Annotated in this window: 9 protein-coding genes, 1 tRNA gene and 1 pseudogene; 6 read left to right on the forward strand and 5 right to left on the reverse strand. The window is 63.3% G+C overall.

The features are described 5' to 3' along the window. The coding region (locus tag RMN95_RS01375) for an NAD(P)-binding protein (RefSeq protein ID WP_309615175.1) at positions 1-781 on the reverse strand (781 nt) is incomplete at its 3' end. 40 nt (positions 782-821) lie between these two features. On the opposite strand from RMN95_RS01375, the gene RMN95_RS01380 reads away from it, so the two are divergent. The 3 genes from RMN95_RS01380 (at position 822) to RMN95_RS01390 (ending at position 3,370) form a co-directional block, all read left to right on the forward strand. After that, positions 822-1,202, forward strand: coding sequence for a VOC family protein (locus RMN95_RS01380; RefSeq protein ID WP_309615176.1), 381 nt, complete (start codon positions 822-824; stop codon positions 1,200-1,202). A 112-nt stretch (positions 1,203-1,314) separates the two neighbouring features. Next, on the forward strand, positions 1,315-2,394 hold the full coding sequence (locus RMN95_RS01385; protein ID WP_309615177.1) for a hypothetical protein: 1,080 nt from the start codon (positions 1,315-1,317) through the stop codon (positions 2,392-2,394). A gap of 295 nt (positions 2,395-2,689) precedes the next feature. Then, the gene (locus RMN95_RS01390; RefSeq protein WP_309615178.1) at positions 2,690-3,370 is read left to right on the forward strand and encodes a hypothetical protein; all 681 of its coding nucleotides are present in this window, start codon (positions 2,690-2,692) and stop codon (positions 3,368-3,370) included. 431 nt (positions 3,371-3,801) lie between these two features. On the opposite strand, the gene RMN95_RS01395 is transcribed toward RMN95_RS01390, so the two are convergent. After that, positions 3,802-3,874: transfer RNA gene (locus tag RMN95_RS01395), tRNA-Lys, on the reverse strand. 25 nt (positions 3,875-3,899) lie between these two features. Here RMN95_RS01395 and RMN95_RS01400 point away from each other — a divergent pair. The 3 genes from RMN95_RS01400 to RMN95_RS01410 all read left to right on the forward strand — a co-directional run bounded on the left by RMN95_RS01400 (position 3,900) and on the right by RMN95_RS01410 (position 6,268). Further along, positions 3,900-4,529 carry a DNA-directed RNA polymerase subunit beta gene (locus RMN95_RS01400; RefSeq protein WP_309615179.1) on the forward strand — a complete coding sequence of 210 codons (630 nt, stop codon included), beginning with the start codon at positions 3,900-3,902 and terminating at the stop codon, positions 4,527-4,529. 369 nt (positions 4,530-4,898) lie between these two features. Beyond that, complete coding sequence (locus tag RMN95_RS01405; RefSeq protein ID WP_309615183.1) at positions 4,899-5,495, forward strand: sigma-70 family RNA polymerase sigma factor; 597 nt, start codon at positions 4,899-4,901, stop codon at positions 5,493-5,495. Continuing rightward, positions 5,492-6,268: an anti-sigma factor gene (locus RMN95_RS01410; protein WP_309615180.1), complete on the forward strand. Its 777-nt coding sequence runs from the start codon at positions 5,492-5,494 to the stop codon at positions 6,266-6,268. Before RMN95_RS01405 ends, RMN95_RS01410 begins: the two co-directional genes overlap by 4 nt. Before the next feature lie 485 nt (positions 6,269-6,753). Here RMN95_RS01410 and pstB read toward each other — a convergent pair whose 3' ends face one another. From pstB to RMN95_RS01425, 3 genes and pseudogenes are all read right to left on the reverse strand, one after another. Next, on the reverse strand, positions 6,754-7,533 hold the full coding sequence (pstB, locus tag RMN95_RS01415; RefSeq protein ID WP_309615181.1) for a phosphate ABC transporter ATP-binding protein PstB: 780 nt from the start codon (positions 7,531-7,533) through the stop codon (positions 6,754-6,756). A 25-nt stretch (positions 7,534-7,558) separates the two neighbouring features. After that, positions 7,559-8,641: a phosphate ABC transporter permease PstA gene (gene pstA / locus RMN95_RS01420; RefSeq protein WP_309615182.1), complete on the reverse strand. Its 1,083-nt coding sequence runs from the start codon at positions 8,639-8,641 to the stop codon at positions 7,559-7,561. Further along, positions 8,641-8,936 (reverse strand): annotated as a pseudogene (locus RMN95_RS01425) (phosphate ABC transporter permease subunit PstC); the annotation flags it as partial. The gene pstA and the pseudogene RMN95_RS01425, both read right to left, overlap by 1 nt.

Genomic DNA, 8,936 nt, shown 5'->3' on the forward strand with positions numbered 1-8,936 from the left:
TTTCGGGGCGACTGCGGTGTGGCGCGCGTACGCACTTGTCCCAGAGGTGCGCAGAAGCCGCGGGGGAGGCGGGGTCGTCAAGGTGCTGGCGGGCCAGGTCCGCTGTCGTGTGAGCGACAAGCACGGGAGCGCCGTCACCGCGCCGATCGCCATCGTCAGAAATGGTCGTCAGCTCGGGCACCTCGTTGATGAACGCGGCGTGGAACGGCGGCCACTCGCGCGCCGCCCACTCCAGCACGACCGCGATGCTGGGCTCCCAGCCCGAGCCGTCATCCAGCTTCTGGCGAAGAGTGGATGCCGCGTCGAGCATCCGTCGCGCCTGCGGGTCTGGCATGGCGAGCACCACCGTGTCGTAGCGCTCGCCATCGGCCTCGCCCGGCGCAACGTGCTCGACCGTGACGCCCTGCTCGAGCTCGATGCCGCGCGCCAGGTCGACCACGAGCTCGCGCAGGCCGGCCGCCGCGGCATACCGCATCGGGCCAGTGCTTGACCGATGGATGCCACCCGCCCCCGCGACGGCAATGGTGTCAGTCCACGGACGGGCGAGCCCTCGCTCGAGCCACCCCGCCACCACGTCGGCGAACCGCGAGCCCGGCTCCGCGGTGAAGTACGCCGCCCCGAGGTCGACCGTTCGACCGTGGATCGTGCGGCTCGCCATCCGGCCGCCGGGCTTCCGGCCGCGATCCACCACCCGCGCCGCGACTCCCGCGCTGCGGAGGGCCTGCGCGCAGGCGATCCCGGCGATGCCGGCGCCGACGATGAGCACTGATGGTTTCTGCATGACTCCATCCTGCCCCACGGCTCGAGAGTAGTTTTGGGTGATGGCATCCCGAATCAGCGAACTCGTACTCGATTGTCGCGATCCCGAACTTCTGGCCCGATTTTGGTGCGAGGTTCTGGATTTCGTCGTGCTCGATCGTGACGACGACGGATCTCTCGAGATCGGGCCACGCGAGGGCTTCGGCGGATCGCAGCCCACGATCATCCTGAGCCCCAGTGCTGAGCCGAGGAAGGCGAAGTCCCGGCTGCACATCGATCTCAACGCCACAGATCGTGATCAGGATGCGGAGCTCGAACGCCTACGGGAGCTCGGTGCGCGCCCGGCCGACATCGGCCAGACGGGGGAGGAGTCGTGGCATGTGCTGGCCGACCCCGAGGGTAATGAGTTCTGCCTGCTGCGGTCGCGGCTTGAGCCGCTGTGACGGACGTCCAAGCGCATAGGGGAGGCTGCGCGATGTCGGGGTTCTCAACACGCGGCCTGGCCTCCCCAAAGGGGGACCTGACATCTATTCAGTTTGCTGTGAGACTCGGCTTATGGACCAACGCTCTGACGTGCTGCCGGTCCCAGCCATCGATTTCTCCGAGCTTCACGCTCACCACTCGCGGTCGCAGTTGCGGGCCTTCAGGCATTGGGCAAAGTCGAACCGACCTGGGTTGGTGCAAAAGTCCGACCTCACAGAGTCCGTGCTGGTCGTGCTGATCATTGGCGGCGGCCTTGTTACTGTCGCTGCTTCTACCTTGATGATCGGATTCGGGGTGATCGTTGCCGTCATGTCGGGAAGAATCGAGTGGATTACCGGGGTTCTAGTCGGACTGGGCGTGGCTGCCTTCATTGTGTTCAGTAGCATGCGCCTGATCGAGATCTGGAGGCGCGATGTACGGTTCGGTGTCCGGTGGCGGCGCTGGATGCGGTTGAACAGCTTCGCCGAGGCCAACCACATGGTCTACATTCCTGAGATCGTCTCCCCGGACTATCCCGGTTCGCTCTTCATGATGGGGAAGGCACGGCGAGCGAGAGACATCGTCGCAACTTCGACGGGGCGATATGTCGAAATCGGGAACTACCAATACTCAGGCCAGACCGGGCTGAACCGCTCGCTGAACCGACGTGGGTACATTCGCGTGATACTCGACCGAAGGGTGCCGCACCTATACCTGCGGTCTCGCAAGTCACGCAAGCTCGGCGAGACCTTCGCCCGCTCCCAGGAATTCGCTCTCGAGGGTGACTTTGGACAGTACTTCCGGCTGTATGCGCCAGGAGGCTACGAACGGGACGCCCTATACATCCTCACGCCAGACCTGATGGCGCTGCTGATCGACGAAGCGGCCAACTTTGACGTCGAATTCGTTGGCTCGAATATCTTTTTTTACTCCCCGCGTAGATTCAGAATGACCGATCCGCAAACTTTCCTGCTCAGCATCAGGCTGGGCGAATCCGTAGTCGCGAAAGCGCTGAAACAGACCGGGTCTTACTCGGATGCTCGCTCAGTAGGAGGCTACGTACATAGCCGCGGCGCGCGTCTATCTCGCGGCATGTCAGTGGCTGCAATGATCGGAATCCTGATCGCAATCGCTCAGATATTCCGGCTGGTTCAGCTTCTTTTTCTCAGATAGACGGATGAGGTCGTGACGCCGAAGCGGTAGCGCCCTCTGGTCGCTGCAGAGCTAGAAAGCGAGCAAGAGTCTATGTCGCCGATGAGAAATGTCTGGTGCCGCTGTGACCCAAAGGGCTCGTAGACGTGAAACACCGCGACTCACCAAACACACCCGCCGAGGCAGACGGCTGCGACTGTACCGGCGACGATGAGGGGGAATTGCATCCGGCCACGGTAGAAATCCATCGGTCGCGTTTGCCAGGGCCGAAGCTCTTGGCCTTGCCCGCCGAGGCCGAACGCATCACGATGAGTAGATGCACTTCGCTGGAATTCTGCCCGAAGACGCGCCCGACCCTCGAAGGGGTATTGCGGAGGTGCTGAAAATGATGCCGATTCCAGTAGTCGAGTTCGCTGAACAGCGGTCAATTGAAAACACCGATCTCGGTGTCGGTTCGGCTACTAGTGCGGATGGATACACGGCTATGACCGTGAGTGTTTCCGCCACTCTGTGGCGAAATCCCGAAGACAAGTCTGACCCCGTGAACCTCGCTGAACTTGACGATGACACTCGTCGAGCGATCGAGGAGGTTCCTCCGTGGCCGCGCCCGGCTTGGCTCATCGAACTGGTTGAACGAATGCGGTTCCCGCACTTGTGGGAAGCAGTCAGAACGAGCTGGCATCGCGATGAGTCCGACTTATCTACCCTTGAATACCTACTGGTACACCACACCAGGCACGTGCTGGTGAATCAGTTCCGAACTGAACTCGCGCTGGAAATGCATGATTGGGACTCGCCCCTTCTTCCCTCAGAGAGCGCCGTGCGGCACGGTGCCTTCGTCTCCATCGACGGTCAGGATGTCGTAGGTGCGGAGATCGACTCCGATCATTTTGTTTACGCTCTCGGCGCGAAGCTATCCAGCGGAGGAACATTGACGGCAGTTGTTCCCCGAGAACATCTTCGATACATCAACCTCTCATTTGCAAGTCGATGCTGAGGTGAACCGAGCGTGCGTTGTGGGCCCGGTGGGGCTCGACTCCCCATCGGCACGGCCGCCACGTTGCCGGTTTTTGCTCGTGGCAGGTACTCCGCACTGCGGCAACGCGTCGGAACCGGCGCGAAGGGGGCCCCACAAATGGTTCTTCTACTTCCGGGCCCACAAAAAGCAGGAGCGGCGGGTAGAACGACGTGGCAGGGTGGGCGCGTGTGCCGCCCCCGCTTTTTGTGGGCCCGGTGGGGCTCGACTCCCCTACTGAGCCGCCGGTCCATTGCGCGGTTTTGCGAAGTACAGAGTTGAGCGACGGGCTCAATGGTCCGGACTGCTCAGCGGGGGCCCACGACGAGTTCTTCTACTTCCGGGCCCACGCCGGTGACATGATCACGTGCGTGTGCGGAAAAGTAGAGGGGATGGTGACCGCGTCACCTTTGTGGGCCCGGTGGGGCTCGAACCCACGACCAACGGATTAAAAGTCCGATGCTCTACCAACTGAGCTACAGGCCCTACCCTCCCAGCGTACCGTTGTCAGATGGCCGATGATTTCCACAAACCCACCCAGTACTCGGGCGATAAGTTCGACACCTTCGTCGGTGGGGAGGATCCGGCCCAGATCATGCGGGTCGCCCACGACACCGCGCACGCGCTGCTGAGCCGGGCTCGGGAGACCGACGATCCCGAGGTCATCGAGCGCCTGGTCGCCTACACGGATGCTCACGGCATCGATGCGCTCGCCGAACTGTGGGCGCGCTCCAGCCCCCGCAGCCTGCCGGGCGCGCTGTGGCGCATCTACCTCATCCGGGTGCTGATACGACAGGATGCCACCGGCACCAGTTTTCTCTTCCAGCGCGGCCTTGACGTGCTCACCACGATCGACGCCCTCGTCGCCGGAGCGCCCATGCCCACCGGCCCCGACGAGATTACGGATCTTGCCGACCAGATCCTTAGGGGGCTGTTCCGCGGCGACTTCGCGATCGCGCTCGACCGTGCGGCATCGTTCAGCCGCATTCTGGCCGCGGGCTGCACCAGCGCTGCGGATGACGCGGACCCCACGAATCCGGAGCGGGCCACCGAGCTGACCACTCGAGCCGACCGACTCGCGCTCACGGCCGACGAATTCGCAGCGTGCGCGCGCCTCTACCGCGCCGGGAGCCTCGAGTAGCCCGCGCCCGCGCTGCCGCGCCCGCCCCACCCCTCCGCGGCCACCGAGACCGCGCAACATGTCGCGATCGCTCGGAGGTAGCAGCACATTGCGCGGTCTCGACGGCGGTTTCGAGCCCCGGTGTCCCGCGCGACCGCCGGTCGAGGCATCCACCGAAGCTTGCTAAAATAGTCGAGCCGGGCCGCAGTAACCCCGGGCTCCACTAATAGCCGCTTCGAGCGGCCTTGCGCCGAGAGGCGTTCTGCGGCCCGGCACCAGCCCGCACTACGCGGCGGCTGTGAAGCCCCCAAAACCAAACTCCTTCGGCGAGGGTCACGAATTACATGTGATCCGATGCACCAAGGGAGGTTTGATGTCATGCTGGAGACCATGTCTCGCGAGAATGATGTCAGCGCTGACCCCAACGCGGGCCGGACGCCGGTAACGAGCCAACAGGACCTTCTCGAGCGTGTGGCCGATGGTGACCAGCAGGCTTTCGGCGAGCTGTACGACCAGATATCGCCCCGGGTTTTCGGCCTGATCAAGCGCCTGCTGCGCGACCATTCCCAGTCGGAGGAGGTCACGCAAGAGGTGTTCCTCGAAATCTGGCAAACCGCCACCCGCTTTGATCCGAACAAAGGCGCAGCGGCCACCTGGATTCTGACCATGGCCCACCGCAGAGCCGTGGACAGGGTCCGATCATCGCAGTCGTCACGCGACCGCGATGTTCGAATCGGAATCCGCGACTACAGCCCCGACTACGACAATGTCGCAGAAACAATCGAAGTCCGCATCGAGCACGAAAGGGTGGAGAAGGCAATGTCACGGCTTACCGAGTTGCAACGCCAGGCTGTCTCCCTTGCGTATTACGGCGGCTTCAGCCACAGCGAAGTGGCTGCACAACTGAGTGTGCCGATCGGCACGGTCAAGACACGACTGCGTGACGGGATGATCCGTCTGCGCGATGAGTTGGGGGTGACCTCGTGACGACCCGAAAGCACGATGTCGAAAGCCTGTCGGGGGCATATGCCCTCCACGCATTGAATGATGATGAGACTCGGATGTTCGAGGACCATCTTGCCGAGTCCGAAGAGACGCGCAATGAGGTCACCGAACTGACCGACACCGCGGTACTCCTGGGCATGGCCGTCGACCCGGTGGCACCCCCGGCATCAGTGAAGCAGGGCATCATGGCCCAGCTCGCCAACACCCCACAGTTGCCGCGCGAAACACCGCAGCCCGCTCCCGTTCAGATGAGCAGCTTCACCGGAAAAGCCGCCGCGAAGGCACAGGCTCGCTGGTTCTCCAAGCCGCTGACCGCTCTCGCCAGCATCGCTGCCGCCGTCATCCTGATCATCGGTGGTGGGGTGGTGGCCAACACGGTCAACTCGAACAACTTCCAGCAGGCGCAAGCAGATCAGCTTGCCGCCATCGGCTCTGCGAGCGATACCCAGCGAGTAGATGCCGCGATCAGCGGTGGCGGGTCTGCAACACTGATGTGGTCGGTCGAGCTGGGCACATCGGCCTTCATCGCCGACGGACTCAAGGCGCTTCCCTCCGACAAGACCTACGAGCTGTGGTACATCGACGGCACTGATGCCAGGCCGGCTGGCACATTCACCATCGACGGCGACGGGAAGGCATGGCGTGTTCTCGACGGAGATATGGACGGCGCAGGAGTCATCGGGGTCACCGTCGAACCTTCCGGCGGATCCAAGGCACCCACCACCACCCCGATCGTGACGATCGAGAGCGCCTGACCCACCGAGTAGCTCGCCGCGCAACGCTGTTGCACCGGGCGGGTTGCCTGCGCGCGCCTGCACGCCTGCTTATCGTCGTGCACGCGGCCCGAGCCCGTCGGCGAGGTCAGAGTGCACTTATAGCCCTGTCGCCCGTTCGCGGAGGGCCACGACTGCACTCTGACCTCGTGTCGCGCGAGCATGACCGCCGAGTTGAGTGCCCTCTCGCTGACCGTCGTCCGCGTCCGTGCCCGGCATGTCACGCCTATCGGCCACCAGTCACAGTGCTCTTATGGCCGCTTTGCCCGTTCGCGGAGGGCCACGACTGCACTCTGACCCCCGGCAGGCGGCCGAGGCCTCGGCACGTCTACCGCGGGTTGGAGGCCGCGCGGTAGGTCCACCGCGGGGTAGGGGCCACGCCGCCAGCCCGCCCTCGCGCTGCCACTCTGCAAACTGGTGTCGCCTCGCCCGCTGGCGCAGATCCGCAACCACCCACCGGCCGCGGATCAGCCAAACTTGCCCGACACGTAATCTTCGGTGGCCTGCACGCTGGGCTTGGAGAACATCGTCACGGTGTCGTCATACTCGATGAGCTTGCCGGGCTTGCCGGTGCCGGCGATGTTGAAGAATGCCGTGCGATCTGAGACTCGGGATGCCTGCTGCATGTTGTGTGTCACGATCACGATCGTGTAATCCTGCTTGAGCTCTTCGATCAGGTCTTCGATGGCCAGCGTCGAGATCGGGTCGAGTGCTGAGCACGGTTCATCCATCAGGATAACCTCGGGCGAGACCGCGATCGCGCGGGCGATGCACAGGCGCTGCTGCTGCCCTCCCGACAGTCCCGAGCCGGGGAGCCCCAGGCGATCCTTGACCTCATTCCAGAGATTGGCTCCCCGCAGTGATCTCTCGACGAGTTCGTCGCCGTCGGCTTTGCTCATGCGTGTGTTGTTCAGCTTCACGCCGGCCAGCACGTTGTCGCGGATCGACATGGTGGGGAATGGGTTCGGGCGCTGGAAGACCATTCCGACCTGGCGGCGAACCAGAACCGGGTCGACGCCGGGACCGTACAGGTTGTTGCCGTCGATCAGCACCTCGCCCTCCACGTAAGCTCCGGGGATGACCTCGTGCATGCGGTTCAATGTGCGCAGGAAGGTGGATTTGCCGCACCCGCTGGGGCCGATGAAAGCCGTCACGGTGCGGGGCTCGATTTTCAGCGTGACGTCCTCAACGGCTTTGAATTTGCCGTAGTAGACGTTGAGGTCGTTGACTTCGATGCGCTTTGACACGGGTTTCCTTTGTGTGACACGCCGCTTAGCGGCCGAGCTTGGGAGAGAAGATGCGGGCGATCAGCCGTGCGATCAGGTTCAGGAGCATGACGATCAGGATGAGGGTGAGCGCCCCCGCCCACGCACGATCGAGGTAGGGCTGCACGACCGAACCGGGGTTCTGGTACTGCGTGTACACGAATACCGGCAGTGACATCATCCGGTCGCTGAAAAGGTCGTAGTTCATGCTCGCGGTGAAGCCGGAGATGATGAGCAGCGGCGCAGTCTCGCCGATCACGCGGGCGATGGCGAGCGTCACCCCAGTGGTGATGCCGGCGATGGATGTCGGGATTACGATCTTGAGGATGGTCAGCCATTTCGGCACACCCAGCGCGTACGACGCCTCACGCAGCTCGTTGGGCACCAGCTTGAGCATCTCTTCGCTGGAGCGCACCACCACGGGGATCATCAGCAGCGATAGGGCGATCGACCCACCAAAACCGAAGCGGATGCCCGGGTCAGCAAAGAGCAGCGAGAAGAGCGCAAACGCGAACAGCCCCGCGACGATCGAGGGGATGCCCGACATCACGTCGACGAAGAAGGTGATCGCCCTGGCCAGCGCGCCCTTTCCATATTCCACGAGGTAGATGGCGGTGAGCAGGCCGATCGGCACCGAGATGAGAGCCGCCATCCCGGTGATCAACAGGGTGCCGGTGATGGCATGGAGCGCACCACCACCCTCGCCGACGATGTTGCGCATTGAACTGTTGAAGAAGCCGAAATCGAAGCGGGGGATGCCGTTGGAGACCACGGTGAACAGGAGCGAGATCAGCGGGATGAGCGCGATCAGGAACGCACTGATCACCAGCGCGGTCACGAGCCGGTCTTTGGCCTGCCGGATGCCCTCCACCAGTAGAGCGAAGACGAAGATGAGCACAATGAACAGGATTGTTCCGAGGAACAGCGCCGCGCCGATGTTGAGTTCGGCGCCGGAACTCGCCGCGACCAGTGCGAAGACGATGATCATGGTCGCCCAGCTTGCGCCGAGGATCACCCACGTTGCCCACCGGGGCAGGCGGCCGGCCGTCAGCGAGTTGACGATGCCGGTGGTCTCGGTGACGGCGGTCATCAGTTTGCTCCCGAGAATTCTTTGCGGCGGTTAATGACGATGCGGGCGATCGAGTTGATGACGAGGGTGATGATGAACAGCACCATACCCGTCGCGATGAGGGCGTTGACGTTCACGCCATTGGCTTCGGGGAAGTTGAGCGCGATGTTCCCGGCGATGGTGGAGGGGTTCTGCGAACCGGTGAGCACGAAACTGATGACCAGCGCGGGCGAGAGCACCATCGCCACCACCATCGTCTCGCCGAGGGCGCGGCCGAGGCCGAGCATTGCGGCCGAGATCATGCCGGGGCGACCGA

The organism is Salinibacterium sp., assembly GCF_031364185.1.
GTDB lineage: Bacteria > Actinomycetota > Actinomycetes > Actinomycetales > Microbacteriaceae > Rhodoglobus.

Excerpts from the sequence above, each read along its gene's own strand:
- RMN95_RS01385 (WP_309615177.1), top strand. The coding sequence starts at position 1,315 with ATGGACCAACGCTCTGACGTGCTGCCGGTCCCAGCCATCGATTTCTCC.
- pstA (WP_309615182.1), bottom strand. The coding sequence starts at position 8,641 with ATGACCGCCGTCACCGAGACCACCGGCATCGTCAACTCGCTGACGGCC.
- RMN95_RS01400 (WP_309615179.1), top strand. The coding sequence starts at position 3,900 with ATGGCCGATGATTTCCACAAACCCACCCAGTACTCGGGCGATAAGTTC.
- RMN95_RS01405 (WP_309615183.1), top strand. The coding sequence starts at position 4,899 with ATGTCTCGCGAGAATGATGTCAGCGCTGACCCCAACGCGGGCCGGACG.
- RMN95_RS01390 (WP_309615178.1), top strand. The coding sequence starts at position 2,690 with ATGCACTTCGCTGGAATTCTGCCCGAAGACGCGCCCGACCCTCGAAGG.
- RMN95_RS01380 (WP_309615176.1), top strand. The coding sequence starts at position 822 with ATGGCATCCCGAATCAGCGAACTCGTACTCGATTGTCGCGATCCCGAA.